This is a genomic window from Paenibacillus terrisolis, assembly GCF_056171975.1.
This window is the reverse complement of sequence record NZ_JBKFGG010000016.1, coordinates 192,822-213,606: the sequence shown is the minus strand read 5'-3', so window position 1 is coordinate 213,606 and position 20,785 is coordinate 192,822. Positions and strand designations below refer to the sequence as shown.

General features: G+C 53.3%; 17 protein-coding genes. 14 read left to right on the top strand and 3 right to left on the bottom strand.

Translation table 11 applies throughout. The features are described 5' to 3' along the window. Positions 1–8: 8 nt before the first annotated feature. From rbsB to ACI48K_RS15450, 9 genes are all read left to right on the top strand, one after another. On the top strand, positions 9–956 hold the full coding sequence (gene rbsB / locus ACI48K_RS15490; protein WP_475028510.1) for a ribose ABC transporter substrate-binding protein RbsB: 948 nt from the start codon (positions 9–11) through the stop codon (positions 954–956). Between the two features lie 1,005 nt (positions 957–1,961). Beyond that, a complete protein-coding gene (locus tag ACI48K_RS15485) occupies positions 1,962–3,677 on the top strand; it encodes a methyl-accepting chemotaxis protein (RefSeq protein ID WP_475028509.1) in 1,716 nt (571 codons plus the stop codon). A gap of 31 nt (positions 3,678–3,708) precedes the next feature. Then, positions 3,709–4,821, top strand: a complete 1,113-nt coding sequence (locus tag ACI48K_RS15480) for a threonine aldolase family protein (protein WP_475028508.1) — start codon at positions 3,709–3,711, stop codon at positions 4,819–4,821. Continuing rightward, on the top strand, positions 4,818–5,156 hold the full coding sequence (locus ACI48K_RS15475) for a DsrE family protein (RefSeq protein WP_475028507.1): 339 nt from the start codon (positions 4,818–4,820) through the stop codon (positions 5,154–5,156). The genes ACI48K_RS15480 and ACI48K_RS15475 overlap by 4 nt, the downstream gene beginning before the upstream one ends. 373 nt (positions 5,157–5,529) lie before the next feature. Continuing rightward, positions 5,530–6,108 carry a TetR/AcrR family transcriptional regulator gene (locus ACI48K_RS15470; protein ID WP_475028506.1) on the top strand — a complete coding sequence of 193 codons (579 nt, stop codon included), beginning with the start codon at positions 5,530–5,532 and terminating at the stop codon, positions 6,106–6,108. An 85-nt stretch (positions 6,109–6,193) separates the two neighbouring features. Further along, the gene (locus ACI48K_RS15465; RefSeq protein ID WP_475028505.1) at positions 6,194–7,438 is read left to right on the top strand and encodes an Acg family FMN-binding oxidoreductase; all 1,245 of its coding nucleotides are present in this window, start codon (positions 6,194–6,196) and stop codon (positions 7,436–7,438) included. Positions 7,439–7,548: 110 nt separating this feature from the next. Continuing rightward, positions 7,549–8,964, top strand: coding sequence for a pyruvate kinase (gene pyk, locus ACI48K_RS15460; protein WP_475028504.1), 1,416 nt, complete (start codon positions 7,549–7,551; stop codon positions 8,962–8,964). A 188-nt stretch (positions 8,965–9,152) separates the two neighbouring features. Next, positions 9,153–9,941 carry a lysostaphin resistance A-like protein gene (locus tag ACI48K_RS15455; protein WP_475028503.1) on the top strand — a complete coding sequence of 263 codons (789 nt, stop codon included), beginning with the start codon at positions 9,153–9,155 and terminating at the stop codon, positions 9,939–9,941. Between the two features lie 181 nt (positions 9,942–10,122). Then, positions 10,123–10,905: a protein-glutamine gamma-glutamyltransferase gene (locus ACI48K_RS15450; protein WP_475028502.1), complete on the top strand. Its 783-nt coding sequence runs from the start codon at positions 10,123–10,125 to the stop codon at positions 10,903–10,905. A gap of 94 nt (positions 10,906–10,999) precedes the next feature. Here ACI48K_RS15450 and ACI48K_RS15445 read toward each other — a convergent pair whose 3' ends face one another. Then, entirely contained in the window at positions 11,000–11,452 is a 453-nt protein-coding gene (locus ACI48K_RS15445; protein ID WP_475028501.1) for a hypothetical protein, read from the bottom strand. A gap of 148 nt (positions 11,453–11,600) precedes the next feature. On the opposite strand from ACI48K_RS15445, the gene ACI48K_RS15440 reads away from it, so the two are divergent. Together ACI48K_RS15440 and ACI48K_RS15435 are read left to right on the top strand one after the other, a co-directional pair. Then, positions 11,601–12,302, top strand: a complete 702-nt coding sequence (locus ACI48K_RS15440) for an SDR family NAD(P)-dependent oxidoreductase (protein ID WP_475028500.1) — start codon at positions 11,601–11,603, stop codon at positions 12,300–12,302. Positions 12,303–12,951: 649 nt separating this feature from the next. Then, positions 12,952–13,422 carry a heme-degrading domain-containing protein gene (locus ACI48K_RS15435; RefSeq protein ID WP_475028499.1) on the top strand — a complete coding sequence of 157 codons (471 nt, stop codon included), beginning with the start codon at positions 12,952–12,954 and terminating at the stop codon, positions 13,420–13,422. Between the two features lie 61 nt (positions 13,423–13,483). Here ACI48K_RS15435 and ACI48K_RS15430 read toward each other — a convergent pair whose 3' ends face one another. Next, complete coding sequence (locus tag ACI48K_RS15430; RefSeq protein ID WP_475028498.1) at positions 13,484–13,672, bottom strand: hypothetical protein; 189 nt, start codon at positions 13,670–13,672, stop codon at positions 13,484–13,486. A gap of 134 nt (positions 13,673–13,806) precedes the next feature. Between ACI48K_RS15430 and ACI48K_RS15425 the strand changes: the two genes are divergently transcribed. Continuing rightward, the gene (locus tag ACI48K_RS15425) at positions 13,807–14,706 is read left to right on the top strand and encodes a WD40/YVTN/BNR-like repeat-containing protein (RefSeq protein ID WP_475028497.1); all 900 of its coding nucleotides are present in this window, start codon (positions 13,807–13,809) and stop codon (positions 14,704–14,706) included. A 3-nt stretch (positions 14,707–14,709) separates the two neighbouring features. Here ACI48K_RS15425 and ACI48K_RS15420 read toward each other — a convergent pair whose 3' ends face one another. After that, a complete protein-coding gene (locus tag ACI48K_RS15420) occupies positions 14,710–15,621 on the bottom strand; it encodes an AraC family transcriptional regulator (protein ID WP_475028496.1) in 912 nt (303 codons plus the stop codon). A 144-nt stretch (positions 15,622–15,765) separates the two neighbouring features. Between ACI48K_RS15420 and ACI48K_RS15415 the strand changes: the two genes are divergently transcribed. Continuing rightward, positions 15,766–19,122, top strand: coding sequence for a tetratricopeptide repeat protein (locus ACI48K_RS15415; RefSeq protein WP_475028495.1), 3,357 nt, complete (start codon positions 15,766–15,768; stop codon positions 19,120–19,122). A gap of 73 nt (positions 19,123–19,195) precedes the next feature. Beyond that, positions 19,196–20,134 (top strand): DUF4432 family protein, encoded by a 939-nt coding sequence (locus ACI48K_RS15410; RefSeq protein ID WP_475028494.1) that lies wholly within the window; start codon positions 19,196–19,198, stop codon positions 20,132–20,134. The last annotated feature ends 651 nt before the right edge of the window (positions 20,135–20,785 follow it).

Here is a 20,785-nt window from a genome sequence, read left to right as displayed (position 1 = left end):
AACTAATCATGAAAAAAAGAACTTTCGGATTTCCCCTCTTGCTTGCCGGGTTTGTTTTGCTGACAGCTTGCTCCATGGGTACCGAAGCGAATACCGGCTCGAAGCCGGACACGGGTAATAAACCGGCTGCGGACGGCAAGGTATCGATCGGCCTGTCGATTTCTACCCAGAACAACCCGTTCTTCGTCACGCTGAAGGAAGGCGCCGAGAAAGCGGCCAAAGACGCGGGAGCGGAGCTGATCGTTGTCGACGCCCAGGACGATACGGCGAAGCAGATCAGTGACATTGAAGACCTGATTCAGAAAAAAGTGGATGTCATCCTGGTTAACCCGACGGACAGCGACGCGGTCGTAACCGCCGTGGAATCGGCCAACGACGCCGGCATTCCGGTCATTACGGTTGACCGTGCGGCCAACGGAGGCACCGTGGTATCGCATATCGCTTCCGACAACGTTAAAGGCGGCCAAATGGCCGGGGACTTTATCCTTGAGAAGCTCGGCGGCAAAGGCAACATCGTGGAACTGCAAGGAACGGCCGGGACTTCCGCGGCCCGCGACCGCGGCGAAGGCTTCCATAAAGCCGTGGACGGCAAAGACGGCGTGAAAGTGGTGGCTTCGCAGCCAGCTGATTTCGACCGTGCCAAAGGGCTGTCGGTCATGGAAAACATTTTGCAAAGCAACAGTGACGTTCAAGCCGTGTTTGCCCATAACGACGAAATGGCGCTTGGCGCGCTGCAAGCCATTGAAGCCGCCGGCAAAAAGGACATCCTCGTTGTTGGCTTTGATGCCACGGACGACGCGGTGAAAGCCGTAAACGACGGAACGATGGGCGCCACGGTGGCGCAAAAACCGGAAGCGATCGGCGAACAAGCCGTCGGCGCAGCTATCAAAACAGCCAAAGGCGAAAAGGTTGAAGCCTCGATTCCGGTCGATTTGGAGCTCGTGACTAAAAAATAAACGATTTTAAATAAGGGAATCCCCTGCTGTGAAAAACGGCAGGGGATTTTTTTGAAAAGGTTATGTTTGAAAGGAACACCCGTTATTCGGGTGTTCTCAGATTGTCGAGAAACCCACGTCTTGTTTCCAAGAGTAAGTCGTCGGCAAGTGTAAGTGGCTGTCCGATTGCGGGGCTGGCTTTCGGCAAGCTCCGAAGCTAAAGACGCCATCATCATGCAGTGGTTCGGGCAGCCGCAGCTGGAACTTGTGCTTTTGCCGCGGGGCGGCGAGCGCTGAACTGGACTATCCTCGTCCAGACCCGGCCCGGCCTGAAATCAGCCCTAACCGATGCCGACCGTCACGAACGCGATGTCCCGAATGATTTTCTCGAATAGCGCCATAAAAGGGCCTTATTTCACTCCAAAACCGCATTTTCCAGAAAATAGCGGCGCAAAAGGGCCTTATTCTCGGAGAAACGTCTGAAACCGGGAAAAAAAGGAGCTGCTTTGAAGAAATAAAGCCATAAAACGGCGCTATTCCTTCAGAATGATGCCTTCCCGTGGAAATAGTGTCCTAAAAGGTCGCTATTTCAAGTGTCTGAGGGATGCGGCGTTTTGAAATGTCGTTGGGACATTGTTGACGAGAGCAGACCATTGATTATGAAGCACATTCTCGGAGTTGGCTTGGCATTTGGCAGGCTTTTTTCGCTCTGAAATTACCGTAGATTTGCAGGTATTTTGAAGTTTCAAGCACTCGAGACAAGAAAACCCGGTTCATTGCAGGTATTGCAAGGCTGGGGCTAAGCTAGCCGGCCTTGGCTGACGAAGAAAACGTTTAAAAACCGGAGGCGTAAAACACCCCGGGTTTCTCGACAGCCTGGAACACCCGTTATTTGGGTGTTCTTTTTTTAGGTGCTGAACCTATTCGTCAAATTTTGACATTATTCGAGAAACGCTAACCAAACGATTTTCGACAACCGATTATAAATAGTAATTACTCACTTACTCATATGCGGGAGGGCTTTATATGAAAGGGATTCGAGCCAGGCTAAAGGGAATTAAAATGGTGCAAAGCGTGATTATGATCGGGCTGCTTTCCATCTTGGCGACGACGGCGATCGGAGTAGTCGGACTCGTAAATATTTCCAAGCAATACGAAATAACGAATGAGATCAATTCCGACGTGCTGCCCAAGCTTAAGGACTGGGAGGACGTAAACGGTCATATGGGGATTTTGCGCAATACCGTGACCAAAATTATCGATCGCGACTATGACGAAGCCATGGTCACTACCTTAAACGATTTAAACGGACAAATCGTGGAGATTCTAAAACGGAATGAGGCCGCCTCCCAAAGTAATCCGGAAGAAGCGAAGCTGACCCAAAAGGCTACGGCAAGCTATGAGAAATATTATAATTACCTTCCGTCCCTGATCGAGGAAAGAAAACAAGGCCGTACCGTGGATCCGCAGTTAACCAACGTGGAGATGGCCAATGCAGGGAATGAACTGACCCAGGACATCATTAACGCGGTGGATTTCCAGAAGAATACGGCCAACGAGAAAAGCCAGAATTCTAAGGACCTCTATGAAAAAAGCATCCGGATTTTTGTCGTCATTTTCGTCGCCGTTCTGATCCTGCTTAGCATCATTTCGTTCTTTGTGGTGGCTATGATCCGTTCCTCGATTAAAGAGTTTATCGGCAAAGTCCAAGTGGTGGCCGAAGGTGATGTGACCGTAGAGTTCAACGGCCAGCTCGGCAATGAATTCGGCATCATGAACCGGGCGCTCAACAAGACGATTCAGTCGATTCGCGGCATTTTGCAAAAAATCCAGCAGGACTCCCTGCATTTAACGAGCCAAACGGAATCCCTGGCGGCATCCTCAGGCGTTATGGACACCAGCGTGAGCGAGGTTTCCACGGCTATTCAGGAGGTTTCGCTCGGCTCCGTGAACCAGGCGGAAGAGCTGACTTCCATGACGGAATCCTTTCAGTCCTTGGGAGAACAACTGGACGCCATTACGCGTTCCTTGGAAACGGTCGACGAAGCGGCTAAACGAGTTAACGACAAGGCGAGCAGCAGCAGCGGCCAGTTAAAAGAGCTGGTCGATTCAGTTACGGGCATCGCCGATTCGTTCGGAGAGACGCATGATAAAGTCTCCAATTTGACGTCCAGCCTGAACCGCATTACGGAAATCACTCAGTTTATCGGGGAAATCTCGAACCAAACGAACTTGCTGTCGCTTAACGCTTCGATTGAAGCGGCTCGGGCCGGAGAAGCCGGGCTCGGGTTCGCCGTAGTTGCGGGTGAAATCCGCAAGCTGGCAGAGCAATCCCAGAACTCTTCCCACGGGATCGACGATTTGCTTCGCGAAATCGAGGGAGAGATGGGGGCGGTTTCCGCGAACATGTCCAAAACCGGCGATGTGTTGACGGAACAGACGGATGTTGTTATAACAACGATGAAAGCGATCGGAGAAATCATGGAATCTATCCGGGAGATGCTGCCGCAAATCGAAGACATCACTTCGTCCGTCATTACCGTGAACGAGGACAAAAATCGCGTGCTTCTGACGGCGAGCTCCGCATCCGCGGTGGCGGAACAAAACTCCGCATCCGCCGAGGAGATCTCCGCCTCAACGATTGAACTGGCGAGCTCCTACAATGAAATTGCGGGGGCGATTCAGTCGCTGGAGCAGTTATCCCGGGAAATGATCCAGGAGGTAAGCCGGTTCAAGCTTTAACTACTGGCATGAAAGAGAGGCCTTGAAACGAATGAGCGAAACCAAATCGCTGCTCGAAGCCTTCAACCTTACGTCCTATCAGCTTGGAGGGCATGGGAAAAGAAACGTGGACGTGCTGAAAGCCGCGCTGGACAGCGTTGACGGAAGCACGGAAAGCGATATGTACGGCACGGGAAAGGTCATTGAAGATTTTGAAGCCAAGCTGGCTGCACATTTGGGCAAAGAGACCGCGGTCTTTTTCCCCAGCGGCACAATGGCGCAGCAGATCGGCCTTCGGATCTGGTGCGATTGCAAAGGGGTCAAGCGGGTTGCGTATCATCCGCTCTGTCACCTGGAAATTCATGAAGAAGACGGCTTGAAGGAGCTGCATGGAATCGAATCCGTACTGCTCGCCGATAAAGACCGTCTGATCCGTCTTGAGGATGTCGAGAACCTGCAAGAGGAGATCGCCTGCCTCCTGCTGGAGCTGCCGCAGCGCGAAATCGGCGGCCAGCTGCCTGCTTACGAAGAACTGGAGGCCATTTCCGCCTACTGCCGGTCCAAAGGCATCAAGCTGCATCTGGACGGGGCGCGTTTGTTCGAGACGCTGCCGTTTTACGGAAAGACCGCGGCGGAAATCTGCGCTCTTTTTGACAGCGTGTATGTTTCCTTTTACAAAGGAATCGGCGGGATCGCCGGAGCCGTTCTGGCGGGGGATGCGGAATACACCAAGGAATCGAAGGTGTGGAAAAGACGACATGGCGGGGATTTGATCAGCCTGTATCCGTACATTATCAGCTCGGACTATTATTTTGACCGGCGGGTGGAGCTCATGGGCGGCTATTATGAACAAGCCAAGGAACTGGCCGGTTTATACAACGGGTTAAGCGGTGTGGCCACCTTGCCGGCCGAACCCGCGACCAACATGTTCCACGTTCACATCGCCCTGCCGAAAGAGCGGGTGGAAGCTGCGCTGATCGAGGTATATGAGGCCACGGGCATCGGATTTACGCATTACGTCAAAGAAATGGGCGAAACCGGCAGTTCTTTCGAAGTGAGCATCGGCGACCGGTACGCCGGCGTTCCGAAGGATGCCCTTGAGCAGGCATTCCGGCTGCTGGATTCCAAGCTGAACTCGGGCGAAGGAAAGGGAGAGAACCAATGAAGAACAAGGTGATCCTGCTTACTACGGACAGTATGGGAAAAGGGGATCGGGAGCTTGGCACGCAGTTGCTGGAAACTTTCCTGACGCTGCTGAAGCAGCGGGAACAGCTGCCGGCGGCGGTATTTTGCCTAAATGAAGGCGTGCTGAGCCTAACGGAGGATTCCTTTGCGTCTTTACACCTGAAGGAACTTTCCGAACGGGGCGTGCCGGTATTGGCCTGCGGTACCTGTGTCAACTATTACGGGATCAAGGATCGTTTGGCTGCAGGAGAAGTGTCCAGCATGGGGCATTTTCTGGAGCTGGCCGAGCAATACGAAGTTATGACCATCGCCTAGGGAGACCTGCTATTATCGTATTTTAATACGTTAGAGGGGGTTTGTTTTGAAGATATTGGGAATCGTCATTACAATTATAGGCGCCATAGTTTGGTTTTTCGGAATACGATTGCTGACTGTTAACCCTGGTTCTTTAGCAGAAAATCTGTATAATTTCGGACTGATTACGTTTCTTTTAGGATTATTGATTCGGATCATTGATAGAATAAGGCATAAATACACAAAAAAATGATGCATCCACAACTTAAGGCTGTCCCAAGGGTCGCTCCAAAGGCTATTGGGACGGCCTTTTTCGCGTGGCGGGGTTGACGAATCCTCAATGAACGGATAAATTTAGAGTAATTACTCTAATCGTAAATTCGGAGGCAAAAAAGTGAATACGAAACAGCGAATTTTGGATGCCGCCGTTGGCCTGTTTAACGAGCAGGGGACAGCTCCGGTTTCGACCAATCATATTGCTCAGGCCGCTGGCATCAGCCCCGGAAACTTGTATTATCATTACAAAAACAAAACGGAGATTATCCGTTCAATTCTGGACCGGATGTTTGCGGAATGGGACGAAGTATGGTCGCTGTCCGCAGGGGAGTCGTTAACCTTAGCCACATTTCTGGACAAGATTAAGCTGAATTACGAGCTGCTGTGGAGGTACCGTTTTTTTTACCGGGAGGCCGTGAGCTTGGTTCGCTTGGACGGGGAACTGCAGCACAGCCACATGGACATCGTGAGGCAGCGCCTGCTGGATCAGGAGAAATTTGCCGTTCATTTGGTCGAAAGCGGCCTTTTTAGCGGACCTAAGGACCCGGAGGAACGGAGAAAGCTGTTGATCGCCTGCTGGCTGATTTCCAATAACTGGCTGGCTTTTGTCGAGCTGAGCGGAGGTGAAGTGACGGAAGAGCAAATGGAATACGGGCTGGAAATTCTGATGAGCGTTTTACGGCCCTATCTGAGTTAAGCTGCGATCTGACCTAGATAAACTAAAGAAAAGCTATATGGCAAAAGTGTGAAATGCCACTACATAATCTTACCGGAGGTGTCCAATGAGCCAGTTGGAGGAGCAAACGGAGGAAACATCGGCGGAGCAAACAGGGGAGAAGAAAAAGGTATCGTTAACGCGGCGGAATTTTCTGAAGGCAGCCGTCGGCGGGGGGGTTTTGCTCGCAGGCGCGGGAACCTGGATGTCCGTGACCAAAGGCGTATTCTCGACCGGGCGCGGACCGGCGTATGAAGGATGGAGCCTGTGGGAAGAAGAAAGCGCGAGCGGAGGGCATAAATTCGCTTCCTTCGTGCAGGCTTCCATTTTGGCGGCCAACGCCCATAATACCCAGCCATGGATTGTCCGGTTAAGCAATGACCAAGTGGAGCTGTATACCGATTTGTCCCGTCACAACGGCACGATGGATCCTTTTTTTCGGGAAATGTACATCAGCTCGGGTTGTTTTTTGGAGAACTTTCATTTAGCCGCCGCGGCCGGGGGTTACGCAACGAAGGAGAAGCTGATTCCGGGTTCGCTTGAGCATGTTCATGTTGCAACGGTGAGCCTTACGCAAAGCGCTCCCATGATATCCGACTTGTATTCGTCGATCCCGCGGCGGCATACGCATCGGGGTGAATACGATACGAAGCGGCCCGTGCCGGTCTCCGTGCTGAATCAGCTTCGCGATTTGGGCAAAGATCTGGCAAGCGTCGATGTGGTCTGGTTTCACGAGCAGGATCGGAAGGCCAAGGTCGGGGATTTGATCATAAAAGCGACGCATGACGTCGCCGCGGATTTCGAGCAGGCGAGAGACAGTCATCGCTGGTACCGGCAGGACTGGAGAGAGTTGCAGATTCGCCGGGACGGGATTACGATGGATGCGTCGGGCAATTCGTCTCTGATTCGGGCGCTCGGCAAGCTGTTCCCCGTATCGCTGAAGACGGAGAACGAATATTGGTACAACGGCACCAAAAATGTTCAGGTCCCGACCGCATCGGCTTTTGGCAGCATCGTCGTCAGCCATTCCTCCGACCGGACGGAGCTGATATCCGCGGGACGTCTGTGGCAAAGAATGCATCTTTGGGCCACCCGCCACGGCCTTGCGATGCAGCCGCTCAACCAGCTCAATGAACGGATCGACCGCGAGCGTCAATTGGGGAAGGCGCCTTCCTACAAGACGGCTTTCAGCGGCCTGATGGGTTTAACGGCAAAGGAAAGCGTCTTTACGTTTCGGATCGGTTATCCCGTCGACCCTGCTTTAAAAAGTCCGCGCCGCTCGGTAGATGACGTAATCTTAACTGGAATGTAAGGATGGTCTATGCCAAAAATCAGCATACTATAGCTGATCGTTTCATGAAACTGCCCAAGCTTGCGATGCCTCTTTAGCAATGGGCAACTTGAAGGAGGATTATTATATTCATGCTGCGGACTAAAATTATATGTACGCTGGGACCGGCCTGCGACTCGATCCCGGACCTGAAAGAAATGATTCAATCCGGAATGACCGTCGGCCGGCTGAACATGGCGCACGGAGAGCTGGAGGAACACGTACGGAGGATCAATAATGTAAGGCATGCCGCCGCGGAATTAAACACATTCGTCCCGATCATGATGGATATCAAAGGGCCGGAGGTACGGATTGGCAAATTGAAGGAGCCCTTTGTGCAGCTGAATATCGGCGAAGAACTCGTATTGACGACCGAGCAGATCGAGGGGGACGAGCGCCGGATTTCCGTCAACTATCCCGATATGCCCAGCGTGGTCCATTCCGGCGACCGTATCCTGATCGACGATGGATTGATCGACCTGAGGGTTATGTCCGTGGACGGCTCGGATATCCGCTGCAAAATCCATAACGGCGGCAAGTTGAAGCCAACTAAAGGCGTTAACCTGCCCGGCATACGGACGACGCTGCCCGGGGTGACGGAACGCGATGTCCGCCATATCCATTTCGGGCTGGAGCAGGGTGTCGAAATGATCGCCGTTTCCTTCGTTAGGAGGGCCGAGGATATCCTTGAAGTTCGGAGGATACTCAAAGAGAACGGCGGCGCAAATATCCAGATTATCTCCAAAATCGAAAACGAAGAAGGCGTTCAGGACCTCGACCGGATTATTGAAGCCTCCGACGGCATTATGGTAGCTCGCGGCGATCTTGGCGTCGAGGTTCCGGTGGAAGATGTCCCGATGATGCAGAAGGAAATGATCGACAAATGCAATCTGGCCGGCAAGCCGGTCATCGTGGCCACCCACATGCTGGAATCGATGCAGGTAAATCCTCGTCCGACGCGGGCTGAGGTCAGTGACGTATACAATGCGGTCATTCAAGGGGCCGATGTTGTGATGCTGTCCGGTGAATCCGCTGCGGGCAAGTACCCGATTCCGGCCGTGAAGACGATGGCGGCGGTAGCCGGGAAGGCGGAGGCGATGATCGATTATAGAGAGCAGTTTTTGCGGAAAAGAAAGCTGCACGCCACCAACATCACCGAGGTCATCAGCCAAAGCGCGGTCAGCTCTTCCCTGGAACTGGGCGCCAAAGCGATTATCACCTCGACGGAAAGCGGCTTTACTGCTCGAATGGTATCCAAGTATCGCCCCGAGGCGCCGATTTTGGCGATTGCCCATCACAAGAACGTGCTGACTCGGGTCTGTCTGTTGTCCGGCGTATTTCCTTTCCTTGGTGGCCCGGTGACGACGACCGACGAAATGTTCGCCTCGGCGATCCAAAGCGCGGTGAATTCCGGGTATGTTCAAAAGGGAGATACGGTTGTACTGTCCGCGGGTCTTCCTTTGGGCCAGGCGGGCACCACGAATTTGATTCAGATTCAGCAGGTGTAAACATTTCTCGGGTTTAGACCCGCCATGAAAGCTAGGCTTTAGTCCCTGAACTGCAAGGGATTAGGGCCTTTTTTGCGTCAACGGCACTCACTCCGGCCAGACGAATAAGCGGAATTGGATTCAAGCCGATATACATAGTATGTTTAGGTGTAGGACGAGATTTCCCAAAGAAGAGGGGGAACCCCGAGTTGAACAAGAACGTGGTGATTTTTATCGCCGCAGCATTTGGATTTACCTGGCTGTTGTGGCTGCCGCTGCTGATCCATCATTTGTGGCGGACACAGATTCCCGTGTTTCCGGGCCAATTTTATTGGGGATCCTTCGGTCCTTTATTGGGTGCTGTGGCCGTTGCGGGAGCCGAGGGCGGGAGAAAAGGGCTTGCGGCTTGGGCGAAACGAACTTTTTCTTTTCATTTTAATGGTAAATGGCTGCTTGTCGCGATTGGACTTCCTTTAGCGTACGGCGTTGTTTCGGTGTCTGTGCAAGCGGCGATTACCGGAGAATGGCCCGATTGGCGAAGCTTTGGATTATCATCCAAGCTGCCGGGGTTCAATATTGGGGAGACGGCCATCGTATGGATGCTCACGTTCGGATTCGGCGAAGAGTCCGGGTGGCGCGGATATTTACTGCCTGAGCTGCACAGGCGATACTCTTTGCTGAAAAGCGCCCTGATCGTTGCTTTGATCTGGATGGTTTGGCATGCTCCGGCGTTTGGATTTAACCCGACGTATATGGCGATGGGATGGGGCATTCTTGGCTGGGCGATCAGCCTGGCTTACGGTTCCGTGCTGCTGGCTTGGCTGTGCAAAAGCAGCCGCTGGAGCATCGTACCGGTCATCCTTTGGCACGGGGGGTTCGACCTCCTAACCGCCAGCGATCAAGCCGCTCTGGTTATGGCCATGGTCTGCAGCATGCTGGTGATCCTCCATGGCGTACTGCTCACAAGAAAGCTTGCCCGCATACGGCCAGAGGGATAGGGCTTCTTTCCGCCACGGAGTAATTAAAAGAGGGGTGCCCGGCTGTTGATCATCAACTTCCGGAGCCGCCCCTCTTTTGTATATTCAAGAGGGCTAAACACCAACTTCGCATTCCGCACGTACAATAACCTATACAAAGTCTCATAAACGATTACTTGAAAAAATGAAGGAGGGCTAACGCTTGATCATTCTTCCCCCCGAGGACAAAGCACGGCTTGGCCAGCTGATGCTCCCGCCGTTTGAAAGCCAAATCCTGCAGCGCAAGGAAGCAAGTCGAGCCAGATACCGTTATGAATCTTTGGAAGCCTTGCAATTCGAATTGCAGATGAGAGCCGGAATCGTGAATTCGGCCAGAGCGCTGCAGAATAGCGGAGTCAAATTCGCGGCCTATGATAGATCGAGATGCAATGAATGGTATTGGAACCGGATGCCCAATGGCGGTTTCAGCTTGAAACCCGGCGTAAGGCCGTCCGACGGCATCGCCGATATTTTTCGGAACGGCCCCATGTACGCGTTCGAATGCGCAATGGCGATCGTCATCGTATTGTACAAAGCGATTCTCGATCAAGTGGGCAGCGAGATTTTTAACGCGTATTTCAAAGACATGGTTTTGTACGATTGGCACTACGATAACGATTTGAGGTTTAATACCAGCAATCAATTGAGTGAAGCCTATCCCGGAGACGTGCTGTATTTCAAAAACCCGGACGTCAACCCGCAAACCCCGGAGTGGCAAGGCGAGAACGTCGTACTGATGGATGACAACCGGTTTTACGGGCATGGCATCGGGATCAGATCGTCGGAGGAAATCATCAATGCGCTGAACCTCCGCCGCAAGCCGGGGGCCACTGTATCGGCCTACCTGAAGGAACAGGTTCTCGAGCTTGACACCGAGCATATACGGAAGCTGCGTTTGTTTGTGGGGCGGATCGGAAGACGCGTTTATTTCGGCAGCCGAACTTAAAGAAATTATAACCGGCGCAAAGGAAAGCAATCAAAAACAACGACCTCGTCGCCCGCGGGCGAGAGGCCGTTGTTTTTGAGAATGAAATGCCGGCTTAGATGAAGAAAGGGAAGAACAAACTGCGCAGCCCGAAGAACGGGAAAAATTGACGCCGGAAAAAGCGGAATCTGCGGGGAAACGGTGCGCCGAAAAACGGGGTACCAAACGGAGCTCCGAAGAATGCCCGGCCGTCCATGTCCGTTTCTCCCGCCGGAATCAGCAGGGAAACATGATCGTCGTCCATACCGTCGATGATCCCTTCGTGGATGGAACCATCCGACATTTGGATACGGACCATATGAAGATGATACTTTTTACACATGTCCATCATATGGTTTTTGTGGGAATAGTCCATTGGCATTTGAGATGCGGGGCTCACCTGTGTAGGCATTCCTCCGTAAGGCGTCGGTACAGGCATGTTGGGCATATTCGGCATACTGGGCATGCTGGGCATCGTGGAACTCGGCATCGTGCCGGTCATCGGTTTTGGCATTGGCATAGGTTGCATATGAATAACTCCTCCTTTTTAACATGATGCATCATATTCACCCATATAGGCATTTGTGCTGTAATTCTGTTTATTGATTTTCTTCGGGATACAAGATACGTTATGAACGGTAAGGGGATTCTTGGAAAAGAGGAGGCAATCAGCGATTATGAGAATACTGATCACCGGCGCCGGCCGGGGTTTGGGCTATGAAATGGTGAGAGAAGCGTTAATACGCGGACATGAGGTGGCGGCGGGCATTCGCACGATCGATACGGATATTGGTGCTTTGGAAGAGCTGGAGAACGAAACGCAGGGCAGTTTGACCCTTCTTGAGCTGGACGTCGACGAAGAGGAATCGGTCGCCAAAGCCAAAACCGCGATGGCCGCCAAATGGGGCTGGATTGACGCCCTGGTGAATAACGCGGGAATTTTGCTGGCGCGGGAGCAGACAATCGAACAGCTTGAATTTGCCGCTGTCGAAAATACGTTCCGGACGAATTTGTACGGGCCGATGAAAATGGTAAAGCATTTTCTGACATTGCTGTCGGAGAGCGCCCATCCTCGCATCGTCAACGTGTCTTCGGAAGCCGGCTGCTTTACGGGCGCTTATGGCCGGGACTATCCCTACGCCTTGTCCAAAAGCGCGTTGAATTTTTTCACCGCGCAGCTGCGCAGGGAATTGTCGCCGCGGGGCTTTATGGTTTATGCTCTGCATCCCGGCTGGATGCGGACCTCCATGGGCGGCAGCAAGGCGCCGGGCAGCCCGGACGATACCGCGCGGAGCATCCTTGACCTGCTCGAGGGCAAAACGGAAGCCGATTCCTCGGCCTGGATGATCGATCGGGACGGTAAGGCCATGCCTTATTGAGATATTGTGTTGCTTATTAGTGAAAGGGCGACCGTTTATTTAGTTGGATATTCCGCAACTATTGAGGTCACAGTCATTCTCGAGATCCGTCCCACTGTTGGAACGCAGCTTCGCTCAAGAATAAAAAACAATGGATATACGGTGAACTTTCTCGACACATCCATTGTCCCCGTTCTTTAATAAGAGAATAAGAGGGAGTACCTTATCTTCGGGGATCGCGTATTGCAGAACGTTCGAACATGAAATAGCCCTTAAATCAACAGACGTACATTGTAAACAACATGGACTTGGATGTCTGTAGGCACCTTTGGAGCACCTCATTGCTGTTTCGTTGATAAAAACCTGCAATCGTGCAGGCTTTTGCGACTCAATGGAAGAGTTGAACGCAAGAACCTGCAAAAATGCAGTTTTTTAGCCGGATACGCCTCTAATGGCTGCATTGCAGACCGAAAGCCTGCACTTTTGCAGGTATTTTGCAAAGTATAGTCCTACTCGAGTGAAAAAACTGCAGTTTTGCAGGAAAATGAAAGATTTCCCGGTCTGCGGTTATGCACTTGTTTTCATGACGTTTCGCCTATTCATTCCGCCTCGCCCGGGTGTATAATTTAGGCTGTTTACATAACATTATCGGCAAAAGGATGTGTCTCGGGTGAAGGATTATAACGCTTTATTGGAGAGCCTGCTGAAGGACGAAGAAGACCTGCAATTTTCCGAGTTTACCAACAAAACGGCGGTCGAAATCGGCATGAAAATTGTGGAAAAGGCGATGAAAGTTGACGCGCCAATGGTGATCCTGATTCAGCGGAACGGACAGGAGCTGTTCTACAGCAAGCTGGATGGAGCCACGATGGACAACGATTTGTGGGTCGCCCGCAAAAACAACGTGGTCGATCATTTCAGCCATAGCTCGTATTACATGAATACCCTGTTCAGAGTCACGGAAACGACGATCGAATCTTATTTTCTGGAGCGCAAGGATTTTGGCGTAGAGCCGGGAGCATTTCCGATTATCGTCAAAAACGTGGGGATTGTCGGAACGATCACGGTATCCGGCGTACCCGGCGAAGGCGAAGATCATTTCATCATCGCTTCGGTGCTGAGAGAGTATTTGGGAAAATAATAGTTGAATGGCCTGAGAAAAAAATGACCTTCAGCCAGGAGCGGCGGCAGGTCATTTTTATTTAGAAGATTTTGATCAGCAGAACAACGAGCACCAGAATGCCGACGAGAATCAGCAAATTGCTGACTTGCCTCCATAATCCCGGGACGCCTTTATTTAGCAACTGCGTCCGATCCGCATCGATGCGGGCTTTGTAGGCGTAAGGATCGTTGGAGTCCGAAGAAGGAGAATGAAAGAGGTAGCCGTTCATTTTTACCGCCTCCTTATGATATAGCATTATTGTAACAATAAAGTATGATTTTTGAAACGGATATGATACTTATCGGCCGTTTTTTTGTCCTATTCTTCTTGTATCAGGATAGGAACGGAAGTGAAGCATTGATAATGAAACGGTTGGTTATCGTTTTGGCTTTGGCCCTGCTGCTGCAAGCGTGCGCGGAGAGCGCTCAAGGCACCCAAGAAACTCAAGAAGCACAAGGAACACAAGGAACACAAGCCAATCAGAGTACTCCAGGAGCAGACGTCCCTTCCCCAGGCTCTCCGCCTAGTTCATTGAAGAATATGGCGAAGAACATGGACGAACAGCCCAATTTAGGCGATACTCCGGGGGCGATTGCCGAGGAGCCGAAAACAAGCTATCCCGAGCCTTCGGAGCTGCCGGAGGGGGGCAAACTGATATTTTCCGACTCGCGAGATTCCAAAGGCTGGTTTATTTACACGGGTAAGGCTGAGCCGCAGTCAAGGCTCTACACATTCTACAGTAAAGATCGGGGAGCGTCTTGGACTTCTGCGGAAATAACTCTTGGTGAAAGCCTGAGTACGCCGATCTCGAGAGAAAACCTGTTTGTTTCCATGACGGAGAACGGCGGAGGAAAGGTGTGGGCCGTAGTTACCTCCGGGCCGGCCGCCGGGCTGATGACCAAGCTGCTGTTCGAATCCTCGGCCGACTTGAAATCCTGGCGCCAGGTAGCCGATGTCTCCGGTACCATCCACGGTTACGTCACGGGGGTAACCTACATTGACCAATCCACGGGCTGGATCACCGCTACCTATCACGGGAATACGCCGGCTCCCTTGTACCGGACTACGGATGGCGGCAAGACTTGGGAGCTCCAGAACCTGGACCTTCCGAAGGAAGCGCGTTACGGCGATGTGTATCCGCCCGTTTTCGACGCCAAGCATCCGCAAAACGGCGTCTTGAAAGTCAAGTTCCCCGGCGACACGGAGGAGAAAACGGTTGAATATGCAACAACCGATTCCGGAGCAAGCTGGTCGATCAAGTAATCCTTATCCTTTGGGTATTTTCCGATAGTCCGTCGGAGAGTACCCTATTATTTTTTTGAACATCCGCGAAAAATAGTAAGGGTCGGCCATGCCGACGGCTCCGGCCACCTCTTTGACGCTGAGATCGGTCAAGTCGAGCAGTTGTCCGGCGCGCTGCATCTTGAGGCGCAGGAAATATTCGATCGGCGGGCAGCCGGTTTCGCGATTGAACAGATAGACGAGGTGCTGCTTCGACAACCCGGTATGCTTGGCGAGCTCGGGGAGCGTGATGGACTCCGCCAGCCGCTCGGTCATGTAGCGCAGGGCTTCGTCCAGATAACGCTCCCTCTTGCGGTCCTGCGCCGAACGTTCGGCACTGAGCCCGATGCTGCTGAGCAGATGGCGCATTGTTTGGGCGACGTGAATCTGGACCGGCATGGAATAGGTTTTGTCGGCAAGCAGGCTGTAGCACTGGTCGAACTGCTCCATGAATTGAGAATGCACGCTGAGGGGCAGCGTTACCGGTCCGCCTTGATCCAGGCCATAGGTCCGGATCAATTCCGCCGCATGACCACCCTGTAGATGAAACCAGTAAATACTCCATGGTTTGTCGGCCGAGGCTCCATAGCGATGCGGCGCTCCCGCCGGGATGACGGCAAGCTGCCGTTCCTCCAGCTTATGAGTTCCTTCAGCTTGACCGGAGCTTGCTCCGGTGCGTTCAATCCAGCCTTCCCCGCTTACGCAATAGATGAAAATATTGGCATCCGACCCAGCGGGTCTTTCCCGGAAGTGATATTTGGCACTGGGGAAAAAACCGATGTCGCTGACGAACAACGTGCGGGTAAGGTCCGTTTCGGCCAATTCCTTCTGCAGGTATTCCGGCAAAACGAACAACTTCTGCGCGGTGAACCCTTCCGGTTTGCGAATGGGATCCATTTTGGGACAGACCTCCTCTCTGAATAAGAATATCATCCATCATCTCCCGCATTTCGTCAATTGGATTCCGCCTTGTCCGGCGGTAGAGTAAAGGTAAGCGAGGGGAAACGCTTCGCCACATTTTAAATTAGGAGGGATCCTTTAATGAGCATAGAGCAGCAAAAAGCCGCTTCGGCCGCCGCAGTGCGCGCTTGGGAAGAGGATAAGCTGATCCCGACGTATGGGGTAGGACAGCCGGACAAAAACCCGATGTTCCTGGAAAAACGGGTTTACCAAGGAAGCTCCGGCCGGGTATATCCCCATCCGGTCATCGATAAAATCGCCGATGAGAAGACGGATGTCAGCTATCGGCTGGTAATTTTGGAGAACGAATATGTCCGGATCGAGATCATGCCGGAAATCGGCGGGCGGATTTACCGGGCGCTCGACAAAACGAACAATTACGATTTCGTCTACTATAACCGCGTGATCAAACCGGCGCTGGTAGGTCTTGCGGGACCGTGGATTTCCGGCGGCATCGAATTCAACTGGCCGCAGCACCATCGTCCGAACACCTTTGGCCCGGTGGAATACCGGCTGGAGCGGAATGAAGATGGAAGCGCTACCGTGTTAATCGGCGAAATCGACCGGATGAACGGCACGAAAGTTACGGCAGGGTTCTCGCTGCATCCCGGAAAGGCCTATCTGGAAATTTCCGCGCAGCTGTACAACCGGACGCCGGAACCGCAGACCTTTCTGTGGTGGGCGAACCCGGCCGTCGCGGTCAACGACTATACGCAGTCGGTATTTCCGCCGGACGTAACCGCCGTATTTGACCACGGCAAGCGGGACGTATCCCGTTTCCCGATTGCTACCGGTACGTATTACAAAATGGATTATTCCGCAGGCGTCGACATTTCCCGCTATAAGAACATCCCGGTGCCGACATCTTACATGGCTTACAAATCCGACTACAATTTTGTCGGCGGATACGACCACGGGGTTCAGGCCGGCCTGCTGCATGTCGCGAATCACCACGTATCCCCGGGCAAAAAGCAGTGGACTTGGGGCAATGGCGAGTTTGGGCAAGCCTGGGACCGCAACCTGACCGACGAAGACGGCCCTTATATCGAACTGATGACCGGGATGTATACCGACAATCAGCCGGACTTCACCTGGCTTGCGCCTTATGAAGAGAAATCCTTTAAGCAGTATTTCATGCCTTATAAAGACATCGGCGTCGTCAAAAACGCGTCGATCGAAGCCGCCGTCAACCTGGAGGTCGACGAATCGGCGCGTACCGCTACGGTGCTGGCGTATGCCACTTCGGCTAATGAGGGCGCCGTCATTGAACTGAAGGGCGCGCGCCGGACATATGTGTCCGATACGGTGCTGCTCTCGCCGACTTCGACGTACAAGTCCGTAGTGACGCTTGACGAAGCCGACCGGCCGCATGATCTGACCGTGACCATTCGCAACCGCGAGGGTCGTGCGCTGATTTCCTACCGCCCGGCGGAACCTTCGATCGAGCAGGTTCCGGAAGCCGCAAAGCCGCTGCCGAAACCTGAGGAGCTGAAGACGAACGAGCAGCTCTATTTGGCCGGCCTGCATCTGGAGCAGTATCGGCACGCTACCTTTGAGCCGGAGGCTTATTATCTCGAAGGTCTGAAGCGGGACGCCGGCGACATCCGCATCAACATCGCCTACGGCACGCTGCTGCTGCGGCGCGGCCGGTTCGCGGACGCCGAGGGGCATTTCCGCGCGGCGGTTAAAACGCTCACGTGGCGCAACCCGAACCCGTACGACAGCGAAGCCTACTACCAGCTCGGCGTAGCGCTGAACATGCAGGGCCGCGAGGACGAGGCGTTTGCGGCCTTCTACAAAGCCGTGTGGTCCGCCGCATGGCAGGACGGCGGCTATTTCTCCCTGGCCGCGATCGCTTGCGGCAAGGGCAGCTTTGCGGAAGCGCTCGAGCTCGTTGAGCGTTCGCTGGTTCGGGGTAGCCGCAACTTTAAGGCGCGGCATTTGAAGGCGGCGCTGCTGCGCAAGCTGGGGCTTCCGGCGAAAGCGCGCGAGTATGCGGAAGAGACGCTGGCGCTTGATCCCGCCGATTTTGGAGCGGCCAACGAACGCTGGGCCGCGCTGCTTGCCCTCGGCGAAACCGACGCAGCGGAAGCTGCGCTGGCCGAGCTCAGACGCTTCATGCGCGACGATGAGCACAACGTGCTGCAGCTGGCGTCGGACTACATCGGCAGCGGGCTCTATGCCGAAGCCGTCGAAGTCATGAACCGGATTACGCCATCCGCTTCCGCCAAGGTATATCCGATGCTGCACTACACGCTTGCTTACGCTTATGAGCGGGCCGGTCACGCGGACTTGGCTGCCGCGCACCGCTTGGGCGGCAAAGCGGCTCCAGCGGATTATTGCTTCCCGAACAGCCTGATGGATCTTCTTGTGCTGGAGAGCGCAATCAAGGCCGATCCGCAGGATGACAAAGCCCACTATTATCTGGGCAACTGGATGTACGATAAGAAGCGGCCGGCGGACGCAATTGCGCACTGGGAGGCGTCCCGCGCCGTGAAAGACGATTTTGCGACCGTCCACCGGAATCTGGCGCTGGCTTATTACAATAAACAAAACGACAAGCAAGCGGCGCTGAAATCGCTGGAACGAGCATTCGCGCTGAATACTTCGGACGCCCGTGTATTTTACGAGCTGGACCAGCTGTACAAGAAACTCGGTCTCGCTGCGGCGCAGCGTTTTGCCAAGCTGGAGCAGTATAAGGAACTCGTCGAAAAACGCGATGACCTCTATGTGGAATACGTCACGCTGCTTAACTCTCTGGGACGTCACGAAGAAGCAATCCATGCGCTGGAAGTCCGCATTTTCCACCCATGGGAAGGCGGGGAAGGCAAGGTCACGGGACAGCATGTATTTGCCCATGTGGAGCTCGGCAAGCGTGCGCTGAAAGAAGGCCGTTACGAAGAAGCCGTTTCACTGCTGGAAAAAGCGCTGATCTACCCGCATAACCTTGGGGAAGGCAAGCTTTCCGGAGCCCAGGAGAACAATATTTATTTCTATCTGGGAAAAGCCTATGAAGGGCTTGGACAAAAGGAACGCGCGGCAGAATGCTGGACCGTCGCCTCGCAAGGGCTGGAGGAGCCGGCCGGAGCGATGTATTACAACGACCAGCCGCCGGATATGATTTTCTACCAAGGTTTGGCTTGGCAAAAGCTGCAGGTGGAAAGCGAAGCCAAGCGGCGCTTCAACAAGCTGATCGACTATGCGGAAAAACATCTGTTCGACGACGTGGAGTTCGACTATTTTGCCGTATCGCTTCCGGATTTCCTCGTGTTCGAGGATGATCTGAATTTGCGGAACGAAACTCACTGCCGCTACATGCTGGGTCTGGGCCTTTTGGGTCTCGGCCGCACCGAGGAAGCGGGAACTCGCTTTAATGAAGTGCTTGGGCTCGACGCGGGCCATCAAGGAGCTTTGATACACCGGAAAATGATTGACTAAAGTAAATATGGTTTTGAGACTTCAGGCCGCTCCGATTGGAGCGGCAAGTCTCATTTAGAAGGAGAGGTTGCCCATGGTACAATGGCGAAAAGCCGAAGCGGAAGGGTATTCCGCCTGGATCGGGGAGACCGGAGAGCTTTCCGTATGCATCGTTCCGGCGCTTGGCGGCAAGATGATTTCCTTGCGGAACCGCAAGACGGACCGGGAATGGCTGTGGCACAGCGGGAAACCGCTGGGTAACGGGGGCTATGGCTCCTCCTTTGCCGCCGGAGACGAAAGCGGCTGGGACGAGATGTTCCCCGGCATCGATCCGTGCGCATATCCGCAAGAGCCATGGCAGGGCAAGCCGATTCCCGATCACGGGGAGGTCTGGTCGCAACCCTGGCAGGACCGTATCACGGAAGCAGGGCTGCATTGCAGCGTGGGTGGCACCGAGTTTCCTTATTTGTTGGAGAAAACATTTTCTTTATACGATGAGCGGACTTTGCGCTTGGAATATATCGTTACGAACAAGTCGGCGTCGCCGTTTTCGTTTTTATGGGCGGCACACCCGCTGCTTCGGATGCATGCGGGCATGAAATTGCATGTGCCGGAAAGATTTACCGAAATTGAGGTATCCTATTCGGAGGGGCAGCGTCTAGGTACGTTTGGGGATCTGCGTTCCTGGCCGGTTGTCCAAACCGCCGACGGTCCTGTGGATCTCAGCTTGATGGAGCCGGATGCCGGCAAGTTCGCCGAGAAGTATTATTTCGTCGGCAAAGCCGCGGCCGGCGCGGCCGGAATCAGCGACCCCGAGACGGGCGAAGCCCTGACGTTCCGCTTCCCGGCCGACCGGGTCCCTTATTTGGCCGTTTGGGCCAATTACGGCGGCTTTAACGGCAATTATCACGTGGCCATCGAGCCTGCCACCGGCCGTATGGACAGCCTCCGGCACGCGATGGAGCACGGCGAAGCCGCGGTTGTTCCGCCGCACGGTGAGTACCGCTGGTACCTGGAGGTCAGCGTAGAATAGTCGCGAAGCAAGCGGGAAGGGCGATTACACTCTATTATGTGATGCCGCTGCGGAATGCCGCGGAATGATCAAGCTTGCCGGACCGGGAATTTTTGCGGCATTGCGATTGTCCAGTTTTTCCGCGAATGAGACTAATCGGATCCAACTAGTTAAATAGCTCGCAATAATGCCGGTTTTCACGGGGTCCGGCTGAATTCTAGTATGGCGACTGGCAATTTAGGCGCTCGAACTGGATCTCCAAATAAGGAGTCACACTCTTTGCGGTAATGTTGTAAAAAGTGCAACATTTTTGTCCATATCGGAGGGCTGCCGCTCGTTTTGTTGTATAAAGTGCAACATAATGCGGAAAATCGCCTCAAAAACAGCCGTTAAGGCCAAATTTGTTGCACAAAATACAACATTTCAGCTAGTATCGCTTGGCCCAGCCCAGAATGTTGTACAAAATACAACATTTTGACCCTACCGCACGACCGTGCTCAACTTATTGCACCAAACACAACAATTCAGTGTCGCAGCCCAGTCTATACATTGGATATTGTGTGAAATGGCCTGCCTATGCTCAACTTATTGCACCAAACACAACATTTTTCTAGTATGGCGACTGGCAATTTAGGCGCTCGAACCGGATTTCCAAATAAGGAGTCACCTCTT